The sequence below is a fragment of the Staphylococcus sp. FSL K6-3157 genome (assembly GCF_038005145.1).
In the GTDB taxonomy this organism is placed as follows: domain Bacteria; phylum Bacillota; class Bacilli; order Staphylococcales; family Staphylococcaceae; genus Staphylococcus; species Staphylococcus equorum.
The window spans coordinates 1,911,216-1,936,945 of the sequence record NZ_JBBOSM010000001.1; the positions used below are offsets into that span (position 1 = coordinate 1,911,216).

Below are 25,730 nucleotides of genomic sequence, written 5' to 3' on the forward strand. Positions count from 1 at the left end.
ATTTAAAAAATAATTAGTGTTAAATATAAACCTAATAAGGTTACAAATAAAACAGGGATTGTGATAATAACTCCCGTTTTGAAATACACACCCCAAGATATTTTCACTCCTTTTTGAGTTAGCACGTGTAACCAAAGAAGTGTGGCTAAAGAGCCAATGGGTGTTATTTTAGGTCCTAAATCAGACCCAATAACGTTGGCATAAATCATGCCTTCTTTTAATATTCCTGTGGCACTCGATTGACCAATTGCTATAGCATCTATTAATACAGTTGGCATGTTGTTCATAATAGATGAAAGAAATGCAGCTATAAAGCCCATGCCCATGATACTACTAAATAAGCCATAACTTGAAATATTTGTTAGTACATCACCAAGAAGTGTTGTAATCCCCACATTTTTCAGACCAAATACGACGAGATACATACCAATAGAGAATAAAACAATATTCCATGGCGCACCTTTAATTACTTGTTTCGTATGCACCGCTTTAGATTTACGCGCTAATAATACAAATATTAAAGCAATCATACCAGCAATAATAGATACTGGAATATTTATAAACTCACTTATTAAATAACCAACGAGTAAGATAGCAAGTACAATCCAAGAGATGTTAAAAAGCTTTTTATCTTTAATCGCTTCTCTTGGTTCTCTAATATTTACTTCGTTAAATTTACCTGGAATAGATTTTCTGAAATAAAGCCATAACACAAGAATACTTGCAATCAACGAGAATATATTAGGTATAATCATTTTACTGAAGTATTCAATAAAACCTATATCGAAATAATCTGCAGAAACTATATTAACTAAATTACTAACAATGAGTGGTAATGAAGTTGTATCTGCAATAAAACCACTAGCAATGATAAATGGAAATATTGCTTTTTTATCAAAACCTAAATTACGTACCATAGCTAATACAATAGGGGTAAGTATTAAAGCTGCACCATCATTTGCAAAGAAGGCTGCTACAACTGAACCCAAAAGCATGATAAAGATAAACATTTTCAAGCCATTACCCTTTGATGCTCTAACCATATGTATAGCAGACCACTCAAAGAACCCAATTTCATCTAATATAAGTGAAATAAGAATAACTGCAACAAACGTTAAAGTCGCATTCCAAACGATTCCAGTAACTTCCAGTACATCTGAAAAACTTACAACACCCGTAATTATAGATACTACAGCACCAATTAATGCAGTAATTCCAATATCTAAACCTTTAGGTTGCCAGATAACAAAAATTAACGTTAATACAAAGATTGTGATTGCTAATATCGTCATCATTAACACTCACCTGACTTCATATTTTTACAAATACATAATTCATTTGTAGTATTTATTAGATTTAAACTTTGATTAATTTGTTCAAATACATCGTGGTTAAGCCGATACATGCGCTTATTCCCCTCTTTTCGTGTAGTAATTAACTCACACTCTACTAAAGATTTCATATGATGACTTAAAGTTGGCTGAGAAAATTGAAAATGTTCCAATACATCACATGCACATAACTCACCACAAGAAAGTAAATCCATAATTTCTAATCTACTTGGGTTAGAAAGCACTTTTAATACGTTTGATAATTCTTTATATGACAAGTTCATCTCTCCTCTTATAACTAAATATAATACTATCTATATAGACGAGTGTCTATGTACTATTGATGATTACTTATAATTTTTTTATTAAAAAATTGAGTTTTGATATATTATAGTTGATTCACAGCACTTAACACTTGAGCAATATAAAACATGAAGCTATTACAGGATTAACGAAGCTCTAAAACAAGTGGTATCAACTAGCAGTACTTGTAGCAATTCATTATACTTTTAACTAATTTTACTCTTTTCCTATTTAACTTTTTGCGGTTACTTACTATCATGATTATTAATTGTGAATTTACAAATTATAAATTCACAAAACAAAAAAATACCGAAATCCTGTTAAGGACTTCGGTATTAAAAATCTTGTTTTTATTAACGGAAACGGAGAGATTCGAACTCTCGCGCCGCTTGCGCGACCTACACCCTTAGCAGGGGCGCCTCTTCAGCCAACTTGAGTACGTTTCCAATGGCTCCACAGGTAGGACTCGAACCTACGACCGATCGGTTAACAGCCGATAGCTCTACCACTGAGCTACTGTGGAATAATTGATATCTCAATCAAGCACAAATACTATTATATCAACTTCAGAGAAATTTTCAAGTACCTTAACCAAAAAAATATGCGGAATATTTACACTAAATTAATATAATATTCCACATATGACATTTTTACATTTAAATTTTAGAAATGTTTTGCTATTTATTTTCAAATAGAGAATATTTTGCTAATGCTTCATAAATATTTAATTGTGGTTTCGTATAGTCTATAGGAGATTCAGGATCAAAAGTAGCCACCCTAGCAGCTCTGTCCATCATATAGTAATAATATATGCCATTTAAGTATTGATGATGCATACTGTGTGCTGAAATATTAACAACTATAGTCTGGTTATCGACAAATGTGATTTTACATTTTTTATCTTTTAAAGCTCTTATGGTTTGTACATAATGAATATTGATCCAAGTGTTTTCTTCTTTTCGGTCTGAATGTGTAGGAAAAAAATAAGTAGGAAATAATGGAGTGAATAATATCGGGGGTTTACTATTAATACCTGTAATTCTCATTGTGTCTTCTTTTTTAAATACATAGCTACTACCATAAAATCTACATGAACGATCTATAATCTTATGTGTCCGTTCCTTTACGATATCACGCTCCTCCTTATACTTTAATACACAAGTACCTTCATTTAGTCCTATAGATAAATTACAAGGTTGAAGAGCCATATCACCTTTTTTAATAATGTATTGTTGAATCATAGCTGACGCCTCCTTAAAACTTATGGTGATACTCAAATAATATAACACAAAGATTTTAAAATCAACTTATTTAATAAAATATTTTATAAGTTTTCTACAATTGATTTTTAGTTATTATACTTTTGCATTTTCTTATTTTTTGAAAAGTTGCAAATTACAATTATATTTTCGGAAAAATCTGACTATTTATTGATTTCAAAAATAAAAGGCTGTATACTATATGTAAATATAGATAGAGGGGCTGTGTTGAAAATGAAAAACAATACAAATGTTAAATACAATTCATTAGAATCTTTTGTGTCAACGATTAATGATTTAGGTATTGAATTAATCATTGATGAGTCGTTAAGAAATGTCCGTAAACAGCAGTTAGAATACCTCATTGACCACGCGCTTAAGAATAAAAACGAGCAGGATTTCAAACGTTATACTGAAGAATACAGAAACCTGGAGGAATTTCTCGTTGGATAATTTAATAGATTGTTATTTAAAATAAGGTCTATTCCCTACTTACACCAATAAGTTAGAGAATAGACCTTTTTGAGTTTTATTTTTACTTATAACTCTTGTTTATGACATTAATCTAATGAGTTCATGGCGATCGATATCACCAAAATAATGATAAATATCGTAGTTTGAAAATGCTTCCTCAATACTATCAAACTCGTGTAACGTACCTTCTAATGCATTTTCAAGTTCTGTTATGTCACCTTCACCGAAGAAATCTCCAAAAATTCTTGCGTGCTCAATACGACCTTGTTTAACATCTAATTTAATTTGAACGAAACCTTTTTCAAACTTCTCTTCTCTTTCAAAGTTATATTTTGGATTTCTACCATAATTCCAATCCCATGTACGATATTTCTCATTACTCAATGCTTCAATATTTTTCCAATCTTCATCAGTAAGTTGATATGTTTCAACTTGATTTGCTTCTCCAAAAATAGTTTTTAAAATAATATCTTTAAAGTTATCAATATTAATAGGTTCTTCAAGAAATTCTGAAATATTTGCGACTCTGCTACGTACAGATTTAATCCCTTTAGATTTAATTTTTGCAGGATTAACTTTTAATGCGTTCTGAACTTCATCCAATTCACTATTTAACATTAATGTGCCATGACTAAACATACGATCTTTCACTTTTACCATAGCATTGCCTGAAATTTTGGCGTTACCTACTTGAATATCATTTCTACCAGTCATTTCAGCATCAACACCCAACGATTTTAATGCTTCAACAATTGGCTCTGTAAATTTTTTAAAATTATGGAAGCTGTTACCATCATCATCTGTTATAAAACTGAAATTTAAATTACCTTCATCATGGTAAACAGCGCCTCCACCAGATATACGTCTCACAACATCAATATTATGTGCATCAATATATGGTTTGTTAACTTCTTCAATCGTATTTTGGTTTTTACCAATTATAATAGACGGTCTATTCACATAAAATAGAAAATAGCTTTCGTCTTTCGGCATATTTTTTAATACATATTCTTCCATTGCTAAATTTAATGTTGGATCTGTAATATCATTATTACTAATAAACTTCATCTATTGCACTCCTTTTCCCTAAAAATATACCCTTACCTTATTTATGCTATATTTCCTCTAAAAATGCCAATCATTTACATTAAATATGATAAAAAGTTTCAAAATCGGTTTATATCACACAATTTAATGGTTATTTGTTTATTTGTCTTAAGTTTTTTTGTATAATACTATCTAGTTAGCATTTCTAGGGAGGACTAAAAATGACTGTTGCAGAAGTTGGAAATATAGTAGAATTCTATGATGGTTTAAAAGGCCGTGTAGAGAAAATTAATGATAATTCAGTAATTGTAGATTTAACAATTATGGAGAATTTCAATGATTTAGACTTGCCTGAAAAAACTGTTATTAATCATAAGCGATATACAATCGTTGAACAAGAAGGATAGTAAAAAATGAATAGAATTTCAAAGGCTTTAATATGGTTTCTTTTAAGCTTTATTGTATTCCACATCATCCTCTTCATTATGTGGGGGGAAAAACAAGAGTATTGGTATTTATATACTGGCATTATGCTCATAGCTGGTATTAGTTATATCTTTTATCAAAGAGATATAGAATCTAAGAGATTACTTACTTCTTTAGGTGTTGGAATTGTTACTGGTATTGTATTAATTATTATTCAGCTGATTATTGCAGCAATTTCTTCGGATATAAAATATCTTGAATTAATTAAAGAATTAACAAGAACTGGCGTATATTTTAAATGGCAAATGTTAATAACATTAGTCTTTGTTATACCTTGTCATGAACTCTATATGAGAACAGTTTTACAAAAAGAATTGATTAAATTAAACATACCAAGTTGGCTTAGCATTATAATTACGGCGCTTTGCTCAGCTTCATTATTCTACTATCTAGATAATTTATGGATTGTTTTCTTCATCTTTATCGTACAAATTGCACTCTCAATAAGCTACTTTTATACGCGTAGAATTGCTACCACTGTAATAGCACAAATCGTTGCAGTAGTAATTCTATTAATATTCCATGCTTAACTTATTGTGGAACTTTATACGTTTTATTAAAAATTAAAAACTGGAAGGCGCTCATTAAAATAATGATCGCCTTCCAGTTTTTTGTGCTATATAAAATAAATATATTATAATGCTCATTTTTCCAGTTATTACAACACTTTTGCATACGAGACACTTGCCAAATTAGAATAGCCTAGCATGAATTGAAGACTACATGCTGAGTCTATAGCCCTATCTTATGCAAACGAGGATATAGTAGTATTTATATTACAATCCTTTAGCCTATGTTATTACATTAAAGCTTTGTTTTTGATTTATTTTATACTGCTCATTTTTCAAATTTCTAGATATTAATTCTACCATCGTTATTTCGCCAGTTTCATGAATAACTGCATTTTCTAAATACTGTCTATAATTTCTATAACAATAATCTGTCATACTTACACGATACATATGATTCAGTCTTATGTTTTTTAAATTAACACGATTAAACGGTGCAGCATTCATATCAATTGTGTAATCCACGCCTTGCCAAAACGTACATAATGTTTCATCAATAATTGTTAAACTGAGTTCACCATGGCTAAATTCTATATGTGAATAGCCATACTCTAGAATATCTTTAATCTGCTGTCCTTTTAAAGTTAAATCAACTGGCACGTCAGGATGCGGATACGCTTTATATAATGCTTCATTGGTTATTGTTGCTTCTAAGCCTTCTTCTCCACTGGTAGGTAAATGTACACATGAAATATCATAATCAAACTCTGAGCGAATACCGTCATGTAAAAGTTGCGTGAAAGGATGGGGCTTCGTAATAACGTCTCCTAAACCATTTACTTGAGCAGAAACGGGCGTAACATTTAAAACTTCTTTCCCCCAATGTTCAACAGTTTTTCTATCATAAAATGTTAAGTTTAGTAAATCCTCATCTTCCTTATACTCGTTTAAATCAACAATTTGTGACTCAACATCTTCTAATTCATATGAGGTAGTTCTTTGCTTAAAGTTAATTTTTACATGGACTAATTGTTCCGCATTTTGACCAGCTTGTACATACAATGTTTGATCATCTCTACCTATAAAAGTTTGATGTTGATGACCAGTAATCAGTAAATCAATCACGCCTAATGATTGCATAATTTTTTCCGCTTCATTCACGTTTTGTTCGCGTTCATTTGCGGATTTATTTAGTTGGTTTATACCACCATGATATATGACTATGAGAAAATCTGGCATTTCAGTTTCATGAATAAAGCGAATCCATCTTTTAGAAGCCACTAAAGTTTTATCAATTTGTAGCTCATTTTCCATTTCAAAGTGTTCGCGATTCATCAATCCGTCTGAAGTTAATCCAACAATAGCTATCTTGACGCCTTCTACTTCTTTTATCGTATAAGGTGTAGAGAAATAAGGTTCTCTTGTACGCTTATATTCAATATTCGCCGATAACCATGGAAACCTGGATAAAGAGACCGCTCTTGAAAAGAAGGACAAACCGAATTTAAATTCATTAGGACTAATACCACTTGCATCATATTGCATAGCATTCATCAGCTTTATCATAGGATGACGCTTATATGGCGCAACAACAGCATAATAAAATGCAGCCAATGAACCAGCCAAACTACCGCCACTGTCCAACAAAATAACATGTTCATTTTCTTTTCTCTTCGTTTTAACGTAAGTACCTGCTCTATATATATTAGAACCATGATCTCCGTTTAGAAAATGACTGTGCATATCTGAAGTTGTGATAACATCTATTCTAATTCTCTCGCTTTTTTTCATATGCCTCTCCCCTCATTTCCTACAGTTTAACATGTTTCTAAATACCCATGATAGCAAAAGGAAATATTACATTCTAAGAATTTTAATAATTTAAGAAGCCTTGCTTAAATCATTTAATTGCCTCTTTTTACTACTTTTACATTATTCTATAAAACATTGAAATTAAAAAACCCTCTCTTGCACTGTTTTCACAAGAAAGGGAATAACTTTATAATTAATCATCTTAAAACTATCAAAATGAAGTTTTAGCCAATTTGAATACGTTCTTTCGGATAATGATATTTGTCTGGCTCTCTACGCCCACCAATCATAATAATAAAACTAATAAGTCCTACACGACCAATAAACATCAGTACCATCAATACGATCTTACTCATCCCACTAATGTCATCAGTAACACCTAATGATAGTCCACATGTCCCAAATGCTGACATGACCTCGAAAAATGCTTGCAGAAATGATATTTTGCCATTTTCAACCACAAGTATTGTAATCGTACCTGCAAATGTGAGTATTCCTGCCATTGTAAAAACAGCAAATGAGCGTTGTACATCTGTTGTATGAATCTCACGATTAAATGCTTTAATCGAGGTTTTTTCATTATTATTGCTAAAGTTCAATAAGAATAAGATTAAGATTGCGAATGTAGTCGTTCTAATACCACCACCTACTGAACTCGGTGAAGAACCTATAAACATTAAGACACTCATAATTACATTCGTACCTTCTCCAAAATTACTTACATCAATGGTTTGTAATCCGGCACTTCTTGTTGTTGCAGATTGGAACAGTGCGTAAAATAATGATTTATGCCACGTCATATTTTGAAAAGCATGGTTATGTTCAAATAATAAAATTATTATTGCGCCGAATACAAACAATACTAAGTAAGTCATTGTTGTAATTTTTGCAAATAATGAAAATCTAAAATTAGGTATTCTATTTTTAATGTATGCTTTTACTTCAATTAATACTGGAAAGCCAATAGATCCTAAAATAATTAAAAACATAACTATAGTCTGAACAAAATAGTCATTAGCATAAGGAATTAACGATTGTCCTGTTATGTCTAAACCGCCGTTTGTCGTTGCAGATACCGCTACAAACATGCCCTGCATAATTGCATATTGCAAATCTGGATTATCTCTATAAAAATAGAATGCTAATAATGATGCTCCAACAAGTTCTATAATTAAAATTGTACGTACAATATCTAGAATCAGTTTAACTGTACCACTCATGGTATCTTTATTATTATCAAGCATAATAAGCTGACGTTCACGCATGCCAATATGTTTTCCTAAAAACACCCATAGCATCGTACCAATGGCCATGACGCCAATTCCACCGATATTTAGAATAATCATAATTATGATTTGTCCAAAAGTAGTATATGTCTCAACGATATTAACAGGTGATAAACCAGTCACACTCACGCCTGAAACTGCTACAAACAAAGAATCAATCGGGTCAACATTGATTCCAGATTTGTGAACAAATGGTAAATTAAGTAATAAAAATGCTACGATAATTGCAACAATATAATACATCACTATCCCTTGTTGAGGGCTTGATTTTTTTAACAATTGATTGAAAATGGACAACGTTTATTCACCCCAACGCTACTTCAATTTAATCTTGATATCCTTAAGCTTACCATCTCTGTATATTTTAGCTGGTAATGTATCCAAATCATCTTTATGATTAAAAATAATTTGTCTATATCTTAGATTATCTTCTAATTCTTTACCATCTAATTCTACTATTACATCATCTTTTTGCAACCCAGATTTTTCACCTGTTGAATTTTCTTTAACTTCACCAATTAATACACCTGATTTCACATCTTCAGGTAGTTGTAATGATTGACGCCTTTCATCATCGATATCGGCAACATTCATGATACGAATACCTGTATTAGGATATTTGACTTCACCTTTAGCTTCAAGTTCTTTTGCTATTGATTCAGCTTGATTTACTGGAATTGCAAATGCAATACCTTCTACATTATCCATATCTATCTTCAACGATGCAATGCCTATTAATTTACCATCTCTATTAACCACGCCACCACCAGAGTTACCAGGGTTTACTGGCGCATCGATTTGAAATGCATCCATTAATACATCATATTGTTCATCTTTATCAATATCTACAGGAATATGACGATTAAGACCTGATACGATTCCTTCTGAAACACTACCTTTAAAATCAACGCCTAGTGGATTCCCTACCACGATAATAGGTTCCCCTAATACTAAAGTGCTTGAATCACCCATTTTGATTGGTTTAACGTCGCTCCCAGACTTAACCTTTGCTTTAACCACTGCAATATCAGAGAATTTATCTGTACCAATAACTTTTCCTATTGAGTAGTCTCCATTACCATATGTAATCTTCTGTTCTTTCTTGTCTCCTACTACATGCGCATTTGTCATGATAAAAATAGAGTCGCCTACTTTTTTGTAGACGACACCTGATCCTAGCTCATTTTCTTTACCTGCTTCTTGTGTCTCTTTCTCTGCAGAAGAATCTTTGTTGCTTGTATCATTCTCAACCGTTACTACTGATTGCGTAGCACTATTAGCGCTCTTCATAGTTGTGGTATATGACTTTTCTTTACCCTTATTACTTTGGAAAATACTATCCTTGTCATTACCGTTTTGATCAACGTTAGCAAATATTGAATTCATCAATGTTAATAATAATATAACTGCAATAACAATAAGTACTTTAGGCCAATGTTCCTTAAAGAAATATTTAATCTTATCAACGTTGCTTAATGGTCCATTTTGATTGGCGTGATTTGGTCCTTGATGTTGAGATGCATGTTTGTTACGCGCTGTTGTTTGCGCTTTTTCTTCTTTTGCATCTACATCATCTTCTTCAACGTATGTTTCAACTCGAGATTGTTGTGCTTCTTCTGAATAAAAGTTATCTTCTTCATCAATTTTTGGCGATTGATTTTTTGATAATGTGCTCTGCTCAGTAACCACTGTATCATTTTCTGTATTCTCTCGATGATCATCTGTTTCTTGCTCAGACTTACTTTGAGTATGATAATTAGCATTTTGCTTCTGTGGGTAACTTGAGGACTGTGTGGTATCTGATGACTGTTTATCGCTTGGTATATCTATATCTTCTTTAGAACCACTTTGTTTAGCCATCAAAGCCTGTTGTTGTTGTATCTCTTCTTGTGTTAGCTTTTCGATACGTGCTTTTCGTAAATTTTCTTTCACACGCTCTTCATTATTTTTGGCTAATCTTTGCGCTTTTTCTTTACGCTGTTCTCTGGCCTCATGCTCTAAATGTACACGTTGTTCACGTTCTTCATTATGAAAAAACTCACGTCGTTTACGTCCATATTTTTCTTTAGGAATGACGTGTTTTTTATTTTGAGTCACCTTAATCCCCCCTAATCTTACATAAATCTTCACTATCTATTATGACATAATATAATAGATAATTCTTCTTTATTTTCTTTTATAAAAGTAGATACATTCTGATTATAATCACTTTCTTTCTAAATTTCTAACTTTAAATGATTTTCTCAAATATTTTGACACATCCTTGCTCAATTTTAGTAAACTACAATATTAAAATTTATAAATAATACCTTACATGTTTTCACATAAAAAAACTGGAAAACCTCTATGAGCTTTTCCAGTTATATTAACATTTACTTTTGTTTTTCTTTTTTCTTGTTATTTCTTAATGAAGTTAACCAACCAATAACTACTAATAATATCATGACAGTCCAGAAAATTGATTGCCATAACGTACTATGTGGGAAGTGTTCAGGTAAAACAGCGATTTTTTCATGTGCAAGCACCATGACCACTAATTTAACACCTACCCAACCAACTATAGCAAACGCTGCGCCTTCTAAACCTGGGTATTTGTTTAATAAGTTTACAAACCATGTTGCAGCGAAACGCATAATTACAACGCCCAACATACCACCTATGAACATAACAGCAAACTGACCTAAGTCCATTCCGCCGAAGTGGATGCCAACTGCTGGTAATGTCACTGCAATTGCAAGAGCTGCAAGCATTGAATCAATAGCAAATGCAATATCTGCGAATTCAACTTTTAATACAGTGCCCCAAAATTCTTTAGGGCTTGCGTGAATCTCTCCACCATCTTCATCAAAGTGGTGATCATCACCAGCTTCTTGTTCTTCCTTATCTTTCTCTTTAAAGAAGGATATCAAATTGGTTATGGACATATATAGTAGGTATAATGCACCAAGTGCTTGTATCCACCAAAGATTTGCGATAATACTGATTAAGAATAAAGAAATAAAACGGAATACTAATGCACCTAACAAACCATAAAACAAAGCTTTTTTTCGTTGTTCAGGCGGTAAATGTTTAACCATAACTGCCATAACTACGGCATTATCTGCAGCCAATAGTCCTTCTAAAAATACTAGAACAACGAGCACCCATAAATAAGGTAAAATCATACTTGGATCCATCTAGGACAACTCCTTAATTTTTTTAAACATAAAAATAGAGACCTAAGCTAAGTTAGTGTGTTGCCGTTATTTAATTTAGTTCATTTAGTTTTTATACACTAAAGAACAAATCAATCACGTTATTCACTATTAGCAAAGGTCTCACTCGACAGTTTGTATCTGCCCATTTTACCGGAAGCAATCAAGCTTCGTAATGACGATAAAATGACTATGTTAAAAAGACATACAAAGTATTTTCTTTAAGCATATAAATGTATGCTTCATATATACTTTTAATAACAGTTGAGTTACTCCCCTCTGACTACAAAGTCATAGGTATTCTATTAATATCGTTATTATACACAAAATATAGTTTTATAACAAACCATATAATTTAATTTCTGGAAACTTCTCTTCAAACCATCTCGTTGCAAATTCATTATCAAATAAAAATACATAATTTTCATAAATATCTTTAACTAAAATTGAGCGCGATGTACTCATTTTATCTTTAACTTCTTCTTCATTTTCTATCCAACGTGCAATTTTCGGACCGACTGCCTCCATGACAACATCGACATTGTATTCATTTTTTAAGCGGTGTTCGAATACTTCAAATTGTAACTGTCCAACTGCCCCAATAAGAATTTGGTTTGTGTGTAGTGCTTTATAATATTGAATCGCACCTTCTTGAACTAATTGTTCAATACCTTTATGAAAGTGCTTTTGTTTCATAACGTTTTTAGCTGAAACTTTCATAAATAACTCTGGCGTAAATTGTGGTAATTCTTGGAAACTGAATTTTTGATTACCACCAACTAACGTGTCACCAATTTGGTAATTACCAGTATCATACAAACCAATGATATCTCCAGCCACCGCATGGTTTACTGTTTCTTTATCATCAGCCATGAATGATGTTGAACGTGTTATTTTTTGTTTTTTCTTGGTACGCTGTAACGTAACATCCATGCCACGTTCAAAGGCACCGCTTACTACACGCATAAAGGCAATACGGTCTCTATGTTTAGGGTCCATGTTCGCTTGGATTTTGAAAATAAATCCTGAAAAATCTAAATCATAAGGTTTTACTTCCACTTCTTCTTTTGTTTGACGACTATGAGGCATTGGTGCATGATCCACATAAGCGTTTAAGAAGTTTTGAACTCCAAAATTAGCTAATGCCGAACCGAAAAATACAGGCGTTAATTCACCATTTAGTAATGCTTCATTATCAAAGTCTTCGCCCGCTTCTTCTACTAGCATCAACTCTTCAATCGCTTGAGAAAACGCGCTATCATTTTTCATTTTATGATCTTCTTCTAATTCAAAATCATCATTTAAATGCAACGTATTTTCTTCTTCTCTAAAAGGCTCAATCGTATGTGAGTCACGATCGATAATACCAAAGAAATTTTGTCCCATTCCTATCGGCCAATTCATGGGATATGTTTCAATTTCTAAAGTAGATTCAATTTCATCTAATAATTCAAATGGTTCTTTACCAACACGATCAAGTTTATTAATAAACGTAAAGATTGGAATACCTCTCATTTTACAAACTTTAAAAAGTTTTAGTGTTTGTGGTTCAATTCCTTTTGCACAGTCAATTACCATTACAGCACTATCTACTGCTAAAAGTGTTCTATATGTGTCTTCTGAAAAATCTTCGTGTCCTGGCGTATCTAGAATGTTGATTTTATAGTGATCATAATCAAACTGCATCACTGAACTTGTAACTGAAATACCACGCTCTTGCTCTACTTTCATCCAGTCACTTGTTGCAAATTTCCCACTTTTTTTACCTTTAACAGTTCCTGCTTCTCTAATTGCACCACCAAATAATAATAACTTTTCAGTTAATGTGGTTTTACCAGCATCAGGATGAGATATAATTGCAAAGGTTTTTCTAGATTCTACTTCTTCCTTTATACTCATTTTTAGTCTCCTTTAATCCTCAAGTATCAATTTGACAATGTCAGTGGCAACCTTAGTTGCTGTAAACTCGTCAAGTAATGTAAACAAGTGTATCACAAGTTCATCATTGATATCATCTTCATTTAATGTTGTATCTATTTCTAATGACCAATTTAATTCTGGCAGCGCAATTAAGTATACTTCCGCTTCAGTATTTTCATAAATATATAAATTTGAATGCACATCATTACAATCTATATTGCTAATCTTCAACTGGCCCACCACCAAATTTTTTATATGCCGCTTCTAAACCAATCAAATCATCTCTATGAGGTACTTTTACATGGCCAGGCATAATCTGATACGGCTCCCGCCCTTTCGAAGCTAATACTACTGTATCTCCAGGTTCAGCGATATCAATCGCATGGCGAATTCCTTCAGCACGATCGTCAAATTCAATGTAATTTTGATGCGTCGCACCTTGTGCTAGTGCCTGTGTTAACACTTTAGGCTCATCGTTTGCTGGATTATCTGGTGTGAAAACCACGTAGTCCGCACGGCATGCAATACGTCCCATTTCAGGTGCTTTGCTCATATCTCGTTCTCCTGCCAAACCACATAAGAAAATTAATTTTTGTGAAGTAAAGGGTTGAACTGCATCAATTAATTTATCCATACCATCTGCTGTATGTGCATAATCAATAATCAAATCAATTGGTAACGTTACGTCTAATACTTCGAGTCTGCCTTCGACTGGTTCTAAATTTTCAACTGCTTTTACAATTTCACTTAGATTAACGCCCTTACTCCAAACAGCAATCATTGCTGCCATAATATTAGAAACATTAAAAAGCCCGACATATGGTGACTTCACATAAAAATTACCCTCTGGCGTTACAAAATTAAAAGTCGCACCCTGTAATGATTCATTTATATCTTCAGCCATAAATTGTGCTTTGTTATTAATGCCGTAAGTAAACACTTCAAATGGTGATACTGATGCAAGATATTCAGAAAATCCATCATCTTGATTTAACACAACAAACTTTTCTTGAGATAAATCTTGTCCAAGTTGGCTAAATAATAGTGATTTTGCATGGCCATATGCTTCCATCGTGCCGTGAAAATCTAAATGGTCTTGTGTTAAATTTGAAAAAATTGCCACATCAAAGTTAACACCACTTAAGCGTCCCAATGATAACCCATGACTGGAAACTTCTAAAGTCATAGCTTCAGCTTTCTTTTCAACAGCTTCATTGATTTTTTTAGTTAAAGCTACAGTTTCTGGTGTAGTATTAGAGCCTTTTGATTTTTCTTCATTAATCTGAAAACCATTTGTTCCTAAGTAAGCACTACCTTTACCTAATTTTCTATAGATATGGTGTATCATTGTAGCAATTGACGTCTTACCATTTGTTCCTGTAACACCATAAGTGACAAGCTGTTTACTTGGATAATTAAATAACTTGTTTGCTAATAGACTTGCTACGCGTAAAGTATCAGGTACTATGATTTGTGTCACATTACCGTCTAATTCTTGCGCTTGACTTACGACGACGATTTGGCAGCCTTGGTTTACTACGTCTTGACAGAATTTGTGACTATCAACGGTATAACCTTTCGATGCTACAAAAACGCTACCTTGTTGTGCAGTACGAGAATCAGTTGTGATATCTGTTACATCTCTCTCTAACGTACCGACAACTTGTTTTACTCTTATTTTTTCAAATAACAAATTTGCATCCAACATTTATCGCTCCTTTATTTCCAATACTTCTATTATACACGTTTTTCTTTGATTTTATAGAATCTATTATCTAGATTATAATAATTTCTTCCTATTATATATGTGCTTTTATAACAGGAAAATCACATGATTTTTTTGAGTTTAAATTAGATTTGAATTCCTTTGTTAAATTTATGTAACTAATTTGTTAATGCTTTCTATATATTCACTTAATTTTTACTTTTCAAGCATACATTTATATTAAGCGTGGTAATGTATTAATATACAATGACTTGATTTACTGCATACATATTTCTGAATTCAGTATGAATCATTTCATATCAGTATGTAAAATGATATAATCTTCAGTAATTATGTTTTTTCTTTCACATGTCAAAGAAATGCGTTAAACTTAGCATGAGCTAAATTTATACTATTGGAGGGTGGCTTAAATGGTTACTCAAAATAAAAAAATACTAATCCTTACTGGATCCTTTGGTAATGGTCATTTACAGGTTACTCAAAGTGTAGTGAACCAGTTTAACGAAATGAATCTAGACAATTTAACAGTTATTGAACATGATTTGTTTTTAGAAGCTCATCCAATACTGACTTCTATATGTAAAAAGTGGTACATTAACAGTTTTAAATATTTCAGAAATATGTACAAAGCATTTTACTATAGTCGTCCCGACCAATTAGACAAATGTTTCTATAAATACTATGGACTTAATAAATTAATAAATTTACTGTTAAAGGAAAAGCCTGATTTAATCTTGCTTACTTTCCCAACACCAGTAATGTCTGTTTTAACAGAACAATTTGATATGAACATTCCTATTGCAACTGTGATGACAGATTATAGAATGCAAAAGAACTGGATAACTCCTCATTCTCAAAGATATTATCTAGCTACAGAAGATTTAAAAGATGAGTTTGCTAGCATAGGTATTCCTAAATCGCAGATAAAAGTTACAGGAATCCCTATCGCAGATAAATTCGAAGAGGATATTGATAAAACATCGTGGCTACGCCAAAATAATTTAGCCCCTGACAAACCAACAATACTCATGTCTGCAGGTGCCTTTGGTGTATCAAAAGGTTTCGACCAAATGATACAAGAAATATTAAACCGAAGTCCTCACTCTCAAGTCGTAATGATTTGTGGTAAAAATAAAGAATTGAAACGTACGTTATCTGCACAATTTAAAAATTACGACAACGTACTTATCGTAGGCTATACTAAGCATATGAATGAATGGATGGCTTCAAGCCAATTGATGATTACTAAACCAGGCGGTATCACAATATCCGAAGCCTTGACACGTCAAACACCTATGATTTTCTTAAATCCTGCTCCAGGTCAAGAGTTAGAGAATGCAAATTACTTTGAAGAAAAAGGATTTGGTTTGATTGCTGACACACCTGAAGAAGCAATTCAACAGGTGGCAACATTAACAAATACACCATCAAAAATAGCAGAAATGACTCAGTCAATGAATGAATCTCGAATTCCATATTCAACTTACAAGTTGTGTAATGACTTGTTAAATTTACTAGATCATTCATCTCGCTATGAAGAAGTTTACGGAAAGGTTCCTTTATATGCAAAGCTCTTCGTTAAATAAAGATAATTATCATTCAAATAAAAACTTCATAATATTGTTAGTAATTTTGTTCTTAATGGAATTTGCCCGAGGCATGTATATATTAAGTTACTTAGCATTACTTCCAACAGCAACCTCAATTGCGGTAGGTATTACATCTATCGCTATTTCTGCTCATTTTATAGCTGATGCAACAACCAACTTCGTGATTGGTTTTTTACTTAAACGATTAGGCACGAAACTCGTACTCACATTAGGTTTCCTACTTGCTTTCGGAAGCTTGTTCTTAGTCATTTGGTTCCCGACTTCTCCGATTGTTCTAATTATTAGTGCAGTACTACTTGGTATAGCTGTTAGTCCTATTTGGGTCATTATGCTTGCAAGTGTCGATGAGAAAAATCGTGGCAAACAAATGGGATATGTTTATTTTTCATGGCTCCTCGGTTTACTTGTCGGTATGGTGGGCATGAATCTTATCTTCAAGTTCCATCCGACGAAATTTGCATTTATGATGGCGTTGGTAGTACTAATTGCTTGGATTTTATATTACTTCGTGAAGATAAGACTTACGAATTATAATACTCGACCAGTTAAACAACAATTAGGTCAAATTGTAGATGTGACAAAACGTCATTTAATTTTATTCCCAGGTATTTTATTACAAGGTGCTTCTATCACAGCACTAGTTCCTATCCTACCTACATATGCAACAAAAGTTGTCGGTGTATCTACAGTAGAATATACTATGGCGCTTGTATTTGGCGGTATTGGTTGTGCAATCTCAATGCTCTTCTTATCAAAAGTCATTGATAAACATGGCACATTATTTATGTACTGCGTCATTTTTGGTGGTTTTATATTATATACGATAATGATATTTGCTCTATCACTGATTACAGATATTACACTTGTATGGATATTGGCAATCTTTATTGGTCTGATGTATGGTATATTACTACCTGCATGGAACACTTTTATGGCAAGTCATATACATATAGATGAACAAGAAGAGACTTGGGGCGTATTTAACAGTGTACAAGGATTTGGTTCAATGATTGGTCCGCTTGTTGGTGGCTTAATCACCCAATTCACAGCTTCTGTAAATAATACGTTTTATTTCTCAGCATTATTATTCTTATTCTTAGCTATATTCTATGGCATATACTTTATTAGAAATAAAAAATATCACCTTAACTCATAATATATTCACAAAGATTATAATCACAAAATAAGGAGTCACTAACAATTTGTTAGTGACTCCTCTTTAATTCCATTTTTTATCGTAAGCAATCATAGATGCTACTAATGGGCGTTATTTAAGCTAAGTTAAAGTTATCTAATACTTTCCATTTTTCATCTTTCTCATCGTAATAAACTAAAGAAAGTTGTTCAATTGTTTCTTTATAATCAATACCCGCTAATTTCAATTGTCCATAAATATCTTCGAACTCTTGGCTTGTTAGTCCTTGCGCAATTGTGAAATGTGGTACAAATGAGTGATCTGGCACGCCATGGAAATCACCATTGTTAAATTTGTAGAATAATTTTTCTAAAGTTTCAGTTTTTTCAACTTTAAAATAAATGACATTGGTAATCGGCGCGAAGTTCGATGCTTTTGTTGCATGAACATCAACTGCTGGTATACCCTCAAGTCTAGATTTAATTGTCTCTTTGACAGATTCTAAATCGCTATCGTTTATTTTAAATTGCCCCTTAATCGTGATATGCGGCATAATTGACGCATAATGAGCATCATAACGCTTACGATATGCATTCACTTCATCTTGAAACGCTTTTGACGGAATTAATGCTAATCCTAAAATCATTTAAATTCCTCCTTTGTTTAACATAATTACATTATATCAAATTTCTGAAAAATTCGTTACTTTAAACTAAATTTTATTCAGATTATTAAAATGAAATATTATCTGACAAAAAATACTTTAGCAAATCATCAAGTAAATGCTTCCATGATTTCCATCTATGGCCGCCTTCAAACTCTATGTAATGATGCGTGAAGTTATTTGCTTCAATAATGGATTTCAGTTCACGGTTAGGCGTTAGAAAATCTGCACGCTTACCGTTTGTTGGTAACTCAAAGTCTTCTTCTTCTAAACCAACAGCATGCCATATTGTTAACTGTTCTTGAAATTGACATCGTTCAATTAAAGTCTGAATCACTTCATCATGTTGTGGACTTAATAAACCGATTTGACTAAAAATTCTTGGATAAGATAAAGCAGTCATTAAGGCTACACTTCCAGCTAAACTATCTCCTAGTAATATACGCGCATTACCTACTTTATATGTAGGAAACGTTCGATCAATGAAAGGTAAAATTTCGTTCGCTACCGCTTTAACTGTTAAATGTGTACGCGCGCCTTGTGGATGAAATTCAGCACGTCGTTTATCAACGTCTTCATAATGAAAGCCAACGAAGATTGCTTTTTCAATTTCATTCGCTTCACGTAGATTTTCATAACTTCTATGAATTCTTCCAAAACTAAAAAAATCTAAACCATCAAAACAAAATACAACTTTATACTTAAATAATTCCGAAAAATCTTTTGGTAAGTAAATAGATAGTGTGACATCTCTTTCTAATAATTCGCTAGGAAAACTAATTTTATTAATTCTTCCTGGTTGAAAATCATACATAAATAATGCGCCCCCTAGTAGTCTTAATGACATTGTACCAAGAGACGCATTATTTTAAAATATTTCAACTTAATTTTTATAAATTGAATACTGAGTTATTCCTCAAAATTTTCTTCTTTTAGGCGTTTAGGATAATCTTTGTGCCAGAAGACAGCATTAGGTAATTTCTTAGGATCTGGTTTATAAATTGCTTTTTTACCTGATCCAAGGTCGTTCTTCTGTTTCTCATAATCTTTCAAAGCGTTAATTGCAGGCTTATGCAATATCCATATAGCAATGATATTTAGCCAAGCCATCATACCTACACCTAAATCACCCATCATCCACGCTAAGTCAGCAGTTTTCACTGCACCATACACTGTAGCTGCAATGAGAACAGTTCTAGTGATATTAATATAAACAAAAGTCATTTTTTTCGAACTTTTTCTAGTTAGATACGTAATATTGGTTTCAGCAATATAGTAATATGCCAATATTGTTGTAAAGGCAAAGAAGAATAATGCAATCGCAATGAAGTATGACCCTATTCCTGAGAATGCAGGATCGAATTGATAACCACTTCCTTGGAAAGCTTTATCAATACCAGCTTGCGCGTACATTGCTGTACCAGAGTAATCTTTATCTCCATTCGACATCTCTACAAAAACACCATTATCTTTAATCAAACTGGATTTACCGTCTGACATGTCAGCATTACCAGTGACGTTATATGTACCTGAAAGTAAAATTATTAAACCTGTTGCCGTACACACAAAAAGTGTATCAATATATACTGAGAATGATTGTACTAGACCTTGTTTAGCTGGATGAGATACTTCTGCTGCAGACGCAGCATGTGGCCCCGTCCCTTGACCTGCTTCATTCGAATATAGACCTCTTTTAACACCAATTTCAATCATTGCCCCAACGATCCCACCAAATGCTGCTTCAAACCCAAACGCAGATTTGAATATTAAAGCAAATAGCGCTGGAACTTGTTCAATATTAATAAATATAATAACAACTGCCATTAAAATATATAAAATTGCCATAAACGGAACAACTGCTGTTGCAGCGTTTGCAATCCATTTAATACCACCGAAAATAATTAAAGCAATTAATACTGCCAAAATTGTTGCGACTATCCATGGATCAAAACTAAACGCATTTTTCATTGAACTAGAAATTGCGTTGGATTGAACACCTGGTAATAATAAACCTACTGAAATTACTGTTACTACAGCAAAGATTAAACCATAAATTTTACCGAGTTTACCTTTGATACCATATTCGATATAGAATGCTGGTCCACCTCGGTATTGCCCCTTTTCTTCCCTTTTATAAATCTGACCGAGTGTAGATTCAATAAATGCACTACCAGCTCCTAAAAATGCTGATGCCCACATCCAGAATATTGCGCCAGGGCCACCAATGAATATAGCAGTCGACACCCCTACAATATTACCAGTACCTACACGACCTGCTAATGATAGTGCAATCGCTTGGAAACTGGAAATACCTGTAGGTGATTTCTCCCCTTGAAACATTAGACGTATCATTTCTTTAAAATGTCTAACTTGGAAAAAGCGTAACATAAATGAAAATAATACCCCCGTAAGCAACAAACCATAGACTAAAGGCTTGCTCCATACAATATCATACAACCACGTAAGTAAACTCTCTAACATAACGTATCCCCCTTGTTGTACCATCATGTATAATGATATTTTTTATCATTATACACATATAAAATATTCCGTGCAACGCATTTCATAAGTTATCTTTTTCACATTTTATATATTTTCGATTGTGAATTAATAATAAAAATTTTTAATGACTTAAATTCTCTATTGAAATAATTTTACACTATTTAATGCATTATGTGACTTTACTTAATATTCTATAAAGTTATTTGAATCGATTTAATTATTCATCGAATTGACATCAATTTTTATCTTTTGTTCTGTAGCTATTTGAGATATACTGAATAGTACTTCAAATACGATTTTTTAGGAGGAAAAGTCCTATGCTTAATAAGGTTTGGTTTAGAACAGGTGTTGCCTTGCTCATCCTGTTTTTACTTATCAAATTAGTAATGGAAGTCCATAGTGTATTCACACCATTTATTGTTATTATTCAATCGGTATTGTTACCACTGTTACTTAGTGGCTTCTTATTCTATGTCTGTTTACCTTTTCAAAAAATTCTTGAAAAATATAAAGTTCCACGTTGGGGTAGTATAACAATTATCTTGATTGCGTTAGTTATTATTATAAGCAGCTTTGTAGGTTATATTGCACCGCTGATAATAGATCAAATTTCAAAATTAATTAAACAAATCCCAGCTCTACAAAATGAAATTCAAAACATTGTTAATTTTGCTTTAGATCAAATGGAAAGACTACCAGCAGATGTAACAGACAGAATTAATAATATGATTAAATCAATGAGCGATGGCGCTACTAGTATATTATCTAATTCATTAGGGTTCGTGACATCATTTATTTCTACTATGTTTCTACTTATCATGGTGCCATTCTTCCTAATTTATATGCTAAAAGACCACGAAAGATTCATTCCTTTTATTGCAAGATTATTTAAAGGGGATAGAAAAGTATTCGTAGTTGAATTATTAAAAGACTTAAATGAAACAGTTAAATCTTATATTCAAGGTCAAGTAACTGTAAGTATTATTTTAGGTGTCATTTTATATATTGGTTATTCTATACTAGGACTTAACTATACATTATTACTTGTTATGTTTGCCTGTCTTGCCAATATGATTCCGTTCTTAGGTCCTTGGATGGCATTTGTACCAGCTGGAATCATTGGCATTATACAAAGTCCAACAATATTTATTTGGGTCTGTATCATTACACTGATTGCACAACAGCTAGAAGGAAATGTCATTACGCCAAATGTTATGGGTAAATCTTTAAACATCCATCCATTAACAGTCATTGTTGTAATTTTAGCAGCAGGTAACCTTGGTGGTTTTGTACTCATTCTTGTAGCAGTGCCACTATATGCTATTATTAAATCTATCGTCCGTAATGTATTCCGGTATAGACAACAGCTTATTGAAGCAGCTAATAGTGACGTCAAAGATTAGCTCGTTTATAAAATCAAAAATCCATTGTTATTTAACAAAAAAAGCTGAAAGATTCTTTTAATGTAAAAGACCTTTCAGCTTTTTAGTTTGCCATCAATGTACCATTTTCATAGTTTAAAAAAACACCTCTAACGTGCAATGTTAATTTCTACACATTGCATGTTAGAGGTGTTTTGATTATTATTTAACGATATGATAACCACTGTCAACATGAATGTTTTCACCAGTTACTCCACTAGAGAAATCACTTAATAAGTATGCTGCAGTTTTACCTACTTCTTCTTGATCAACATTACGTTTTAATGGTGCGCGTTCTTTTATCTCATTTAAAATCGTATTGAATCCGCCTACACCTTTTGCACTTAAAGTACGTATTGGTCCTGCTGAGATTGCATTTACACGAATATTGTCTTCACCTAAATCTAATGCTAAATAACGGACATTTGCTTCTAAACTTGCTTTAGCTACACCCATAACATTATAATTTTGAACAGCAAATTCTCCACCTAAGTAAGTTGTAGCTACGATACTACCACCTTCAGGCATCAATTTTTTAGCTTCACGTGACACGATTGTTAATGAGTACGAACTTATGTCTTGCGCTAATAAAAAACCATCGCGAGAAGTATCTATGAAACGACCACGTAAATCTTCCATGTTTGCAAAAGCGATTGAGTGATAAACACCATTAATGTTTCCGACTTCTTCGCCAATTTTCGCAAAACCGTCAACAACATCTTCATCTTTTTGAACATCAATTTGGTACATATGATGTGTTTCTTGATTCAGTTGTGCTACTAATTTTTCCAACTCTTTTTTACTTCTATCTTTACGATATGTAAATACTAAATTTGCACCTAATTCATCTAATACTTTAGCTACTCCAAATCCGATACTACGTTTATTAGCAATACCCATAATGACAAACGTTTTATTTTCTAAATTAAACATGAGAATAACTCCTTTATTTAAGTTTTCATTTTAAACCGATTCGAGAAATCATCAGAAAGCTTTGACTCATTGGCTCGATTCCAATTCCAACATCCTTTATTTTAACATTGGTTTAATTGTTTAAACAGTTTTTTTGCTATATATATTTTATTTAATAAATATCTACACCTTCTAATGAATAAAAGATATTTTCAACTTATTTATAAAAGTAAAGCGTCAGAGGTATCAAAACATAAAAAACGCTTTTTCAACTTAACGCTATACTCTTTACTAATAATAAAATTCTAATTCACGTTTCAATTCATCCACATATTCTTTAGATCCAGTTACAATCACTCTATCTCTATAACGTAATTGTGTATCACCATGAGGTACGATAGACTCATTATTTCTAATGATACGTACAAAGATAATATCACCATCGAATGGGAAATTACGTAATTGAATTTGGTCATATTGATGATTTAACATTGCAATTTCATATAATGAAGTTTCAACATTACTTAAAAGATTAAGCATGTTTGGTGTTTCAATTAGACCTTTCAGTAATATCTTGTTACTCAAATAGCTACTGAATACTTCTATGCCTTCTCTTTGTAGTTCAATATCACTAGAACTTGATTCTAACCTACAAATCACTCGTTTAACGCCATGTTCTTTAGCCATTAAAGCAACTTTTCGGTTTATATCATCATCATTAGTTGAACAGACTACAATATTTCTTTCAAATAATCCTAAACGTTCCAACAATTCTTCTTCATAATCTCCAATTTCAACCATAGAAATGGCATCAGAAAGCTTGCGTTTATCACTTAAATCATTTCTATAATAAAGTGAAACTTGATAAAGCTGTGAAGTTAAATTTTGAGCGATAGGTATTGTTAATTGATTTTTACCGATTAAGCTAACTTCAATTTGTCTTGTTGCTTCATCTGGCATTGGGAACATCTTTTTAAAGACAATAGGTACAAATACACATGTAATAACTGCACTTAGTATTAAAATACCTGATATTTCACTAGAAATAGTACCTAATTGTTCAGCAATTTTCGCCGATGCGATTACTAAAGACAACGTTGAAGTTAGTAGAAAGGCCGAAGAAATTGTGGTTTTCATATCAAACCATCTACGTATGTAAAACACAGGAACTAATTTCGAAATTAAAAATGCTAATATTAAAAAAGGTATTATTAATAATAACGAAGGTTCTTTAATTAACTCTGGAATATTTAAATCTACACCTACCATTATAAAAAATATAGGAATAAAGAAACCATAACCAAATGAGTCTAACTTCTCTACCATATCTTCATCTGGACCTAAGAGTGATACAACGACACCTGCTAAAAATGCCCCAAGTATATTTTCAGCTCCTACGCCTTCTGCTAAAGCTACTAACAAAATAATCAATGCAAAGACTGCACGTATTCCAATTTGTGTCGTACCATCCATCAACATTTGTAGGAACTGCGCTTTCTTGAAGATGCCTCCTAAGAAATAAAAGATTAGCGTAAATACTACTAAACTACCAATTAACCAAAGTGATGTACTACCAGAAGCATGTATCGCACCATAACCTGTAAGTAATATCATTGTCACTAAATCTGCTAATACAGCAACAAGTAAGATAAATTGTCCTATTGTAGTACGCATAATGTTCATTTCTTTTAAAGTTGGTACTACTACACCTAAAGAAATTGTTGAAATAATAATTACCATAAGTAAGACATCATCAATTAAACCAAACCATTTAAACATATAAGCAAATACAATTGAAATAATCATAATAGCCATAAATACAATAACTGCTAGTTGTAAATGTCCAGGTTCTTGTTTTTTAGATTTTTCTTCTTGTGCAGTCGAACTTTTATCTTTTTTAAATGCTTTAAAATCTATTTCTAAACCACTTAAAAACATTAAAAAGATAAATCCTAAAGTGGATAAAATATTAAGCATCGCATCGCGTTCTACTAAATTTAAAAATGAGTGACCAATGACGATCCCCATTAATATTTCAGCAACTACGACAGGTAAAAAACTAACACGTAGTCTATTGACTAAAATTGGTGTTAAAAATGCCGCTAATACAACGACAACAAGCGATAGAAATTCCATATA

22 protein-coding genes and 2 tRNA genes are annotated in these 25,730 nt (G+C 32.4%); 6 read left to right on the top strand and 18 right to left on the bottom strand.

From position 1 onward, the window contains the following. Positions 1-2: 2 nt before the first annotated feature. From arsB to MHB47_RS09165, 5 genes are all read right to left on the bottom strand, one after another. The gene (gene arsB, locus MHB47_RS09145) at positions 3-1,295 is read right to left on the bottom strand and encodes an arsenite efflux transporter membrane subunit ArsB (protein WP_198644304.1); all 1,293 of its coding nucleotides are present in this window, start codon (positions 1,293-1,295) and stop codon (positions 3-5) included. Next, positions 1,295-1,609 (bottom strand): ArsR/SmtB family transcription factor, encoded by a 315-nt coding sequence (locus MHB47_RS09150; protein WP_069828118.1) that lies wholly within the window; start codon positions 1,607-1,609, stop codon positions 1,295-1,297. The genes arsB and MHB47_RS09150 overlap by 1 nt, the downstream gene beginning before the upstream one ends. 382 nt (positions 1,610-1,991) lie before the next feature. Beyond that, a tRNA-Ser gene (locus MHB47_RS09155) sits at positions 1,992-2,080 on the bottom strand. A 2-nt stretch (positions 2,081-2,082) separates the two neighbouring features. Continuing rightward, a tRNA-Asn gene (locus MHB47_RS09160) sits at positions 2,083-2,157 on the bottom strand. A 154-nt stretch (positions 2,158-2,311) separates the two neighbouring features. After that, entirely contained in the window at positions 2,312-2,875 is a 564-nt protein-coding gene (locus tag MHB47_RS09165; RefSeq protein WP_002508070.1) for a competence protein ComK, read from the bottom strand. A 252-nt stretch (positions 2,876-3,127) separates the two neighbouring features. Here MHB47_RS09165 and MHB47_RS09170 point away from each other — a divergent pair, with 252 nt between their 5' ends. Beyond that, positions 3,128-3,346, top strand: coding sequence for an IDEAL domain-containing protein (locus MHB47_RS09170; protein ID WP_002508071.1), 219 nt, complete (start codon positions 3,128-3,130; stop codon positions 3,344-3,346). A 99-nt stretch (positions 3,347-3,445) separates the two neighbouring features. Here MHB47_RS09170 and MHB47_RS09175 read toward each other — a convergent pair whose 3' ends face one another. Next, a complete protein-coding gene (locus MHB47_RS09175; RefSeq protein ID WP_340756293.1) occupies positions 3,446-4,435 on the bottom strand; it encodes a lipoate--protein ligase in 990 nt (329 codons plus the stop codon). Positions 4,436-4,635: 200 nt separating this feature from the next. Between MHB47_RS09175 and MHB47_RS09180 the strand changes: the two genes are divergently transcribed. Continuing rightward, positions 4,636-4,821, top strand: a complete 186-nt coding sequence (locus MHB47_RS09180; RefSeq protein WP_002508073.1) for a YkvS family protein — start codon at positions 4,636-4,638, stop codon at positions 4,819-4,821. 6 nt (positions 4,822-4,827) lie between these two features. Next, on the top strand, positions 4,828-5,430 hold the full coding sequence (locus MHB47_RS09185) for a CPBP family glutamic-type intramembrane protease (protein ID WP_002508074.1): 603 nt from the start codon (positions 4,828-4,830) through the stop codon (positions 5,428-5,430). A 261-nt stretch (positions 5,431-5,691) separates the two neighbouring features. On the opposite strand, the gene MHB47_RS09190 is transcribed toward MHB47_RS09185, so the two are convergent. The 7 genes from MHB47_RS09190 to MHB47_RS09220 all read right to left on the bottom strand — a co-directional run bounded on the left by MHB47_RS09190 (position 5,692) and on the right by MHB47_RS09220 (position 15,326). After that, positions 5,692-7,200: a bifunctional metallophosphatase/5'-nucleotidase gene (locus tag MHB47_RS09190; RefSeq protein WP_340756295.1), complete on the bottom strand. Its 1,509-nt coding sequence runs from the start codon at positions 7,198-7,200 to the stop codon at positions 5,692-5,694. A 245-nt stretch (positions 7,201-7,445) separates the two neighbouring features. Continuing rightward, positions 7,446-8,804 (bottom strand): TrkH family potassium uptake protein, encoded by a 1,359-nt coding sequence (locus tag MHB47_RS09195; protein ID WP_002508076.1) that lies wholly within the window; start codon positions 8,802-8,804, stop codon positions 7,446-7,448. 18 nt (positions 8,805-8,822) lie between these two features. Beyond that, positions 8,823-10,604 carry a trypsin-like peptidase domain-containing protein gene (locus MHB47_RS09200; RefSeq protein WP_340756298.1) on the bottom strand — a complete coding sequence of 594 codons (1,782 nt, stop codon included), beginning with the start codon at positions 10,602-10,604 and terminating at the stop codon, positions 8,823-8,825. Positions 10,605-10,879: 275 nt separating this feature from the next. Then, positions 10,880-11,683: a TerC family protein gene (locus MHB47_RS09205; RefSeq protein WP_340756300.1), complete on the bottom strand. Its 804-nt coding sequence runs from the start codon at positions 11,681-11,683 to the stop codon at positions 10,880-10,882. A gap of 354 nt (positions 11,684-12,037) precedes the next feature. Next, the gene (locus MHB47_RS09210; RefSeq protein WP_021339508.1) at positions 12,038-13,600 is read right to left on the bottom strand and encodes a peptide chain release factor 3; all 1,563 of its coding nucleotides are present in this window, start codon (positions 13,598-13,600) and stop codon (positions 12,038-12,040) included. Positions 13,601-13,612: 12 nt separating this feature from the next. Then, positions 13,613-13,852 (bottom strand): YueH family protein, encoded by a 240-nt coding sequence (locus MHB47_RS09215; RefSeq protein WP_340756302.1) that lies wholly within the window; start codon positions 13,850-13,852, stop codon positions 13,613-13,615. Next, positions 13,842-15,326 carry a UDP-N-acetylmuramoyl-L-alanyl-D-glutamate--L-lysine ligase gene (locus MHB47_RS09220; RefSeq protein ID WP_340757306.1) on the bottom strand — a complete coding sequence of 495 codons (1,485 nt, stop codon included), beginning with the start codon at positions 15,324-15,326 and terminating at the stop codon, positions 13,842-13,844. The genes MHB47_RS09215 and MHB47_RS09220 overlap by 11 nt, the downstream gene beginning before the upstream one ends. Positions 15,327-15,757: 431 nt before the next feature. Here MHB47_RS09220 and MHB47_RS09225 point away from each other — a divergent pair, with 431 nt between their 5' ends. After that, positions 15,758-16,933 carry a diglucosyl diacylglycerol synthase gene (locus MHB47_RS09225; RefSeq protein ID WP_340756304.1) on the top strand — a complete coding sequence of 392 codons (1,176 nt, stop codon included), beginning with the start codon at positions 15,758-15,760 and terminating at the stop codon, positions 16,931-16,933. Then, the gene (ltaA, locus tag MHB47_RS09230; protein ID WP_340756306.1) at positions 16,911-18,113 is read left to right on the top strand and encodes a lipoteichoic acid biosynthesis MFS flippase LtaA; all 1,203 of its coding nucleotides are present in this window, start codon (positions 16,911-16,913) and stop codon (positions 18,111-18,113) included. The genes MHB47_RS09225 and ltaA overlap by 23 nt, the downstream gene beginning before the upstream one ends. A 115-nt stretch (positions 18,114-18,228) precedes the next feature. On the opposite strand, the gene MHB47_RS09235 is transcribed toward ltaA, so the two are convergent. From MHB47_RS09235 to MHB47_RS09245, 3 genes are all read right to left on the bottom strand, one after another. Continuing rightward, positions 18,229-18,738, bottom strand: coding sequence for a YjcG family protein (locus tag MHB47_RS09235; RefSeq protein WP_002508084.1), 510 nt, complete (start codon positions 18,736-18,738; stop codon positions 18,229-18,231). 85 nt (positions 18,739-18,823) lie between these two features. Next, positions 18,824-19,570 carry an esterase family protein gene (locus MHB47_RS09240; RefSeq protein WP_340756308.1) on the bottom strand — a complete coding sequence of 249 codons (747 nt, stop codon included), beginning with the start codon at positions 19,568-19,570 and terminating at the stop codon, positions 18,824-18,826. 95 nt (positions 19,571-19,665) lie between these two features. Continuing rightward, entirely contained in the window at positions 19,666-21,237 is a 1,572-nt protein-coding gene (locus MHB47_RS09245) for an alanine/glycine:cation symporter family protein (RefSeq protein ID WP_021339502.1), read from the bottom strand. A 338-nt stretch (positions 21,238-21,575) separates the two neighbouring features. Between MHB47_RS09245 and cozEa the strand changes: the two genes are divergently transcribed. Next, a complete protein-coding gene (gene cozEa, locus MHB47_RS09250; RefSeq protein WP_277583316.1) occupies positions 21,576-22,661 on the top strand; it encodes a lipoteichoic acid biosynthesis protein CozEa in 1,086 nt (361 codons plus the stop codon). Positions 22,662-22,841: 180 nt separating this feature from the next. Here the strand turns inward: cozEa and fabI are convergent, their stop codons facing one another. Both fabI and MHB47_RS09260 read right to left on the bottom strand, forming a co-directional pair. Continuing rightward, entirely contained in the window at positions 22,842-23,612 is a 771-nt protein-coding gene (fabI, locus tag MHB47_RS09255; RefSeq protein WP_002508088.1) for an enoyl-ACP reductase FabI, read from the bottom strand. 270 nt (positions 23,613-23,882) lie between these two features. Continuing rightward, positions 23,883-25,727 (bottom strand): monovalent cation:proton antiporter family protein, encoded by a 1,845-nt coding sequence (locus MHB47_RS09260; protein WP_340756313.1) that lies wholly within the window; start codon positions 25,725-25,727, stop codon positions 23,883-23,885. Positions 25,728-25,730: the final 3 nt, after the last annotated feature.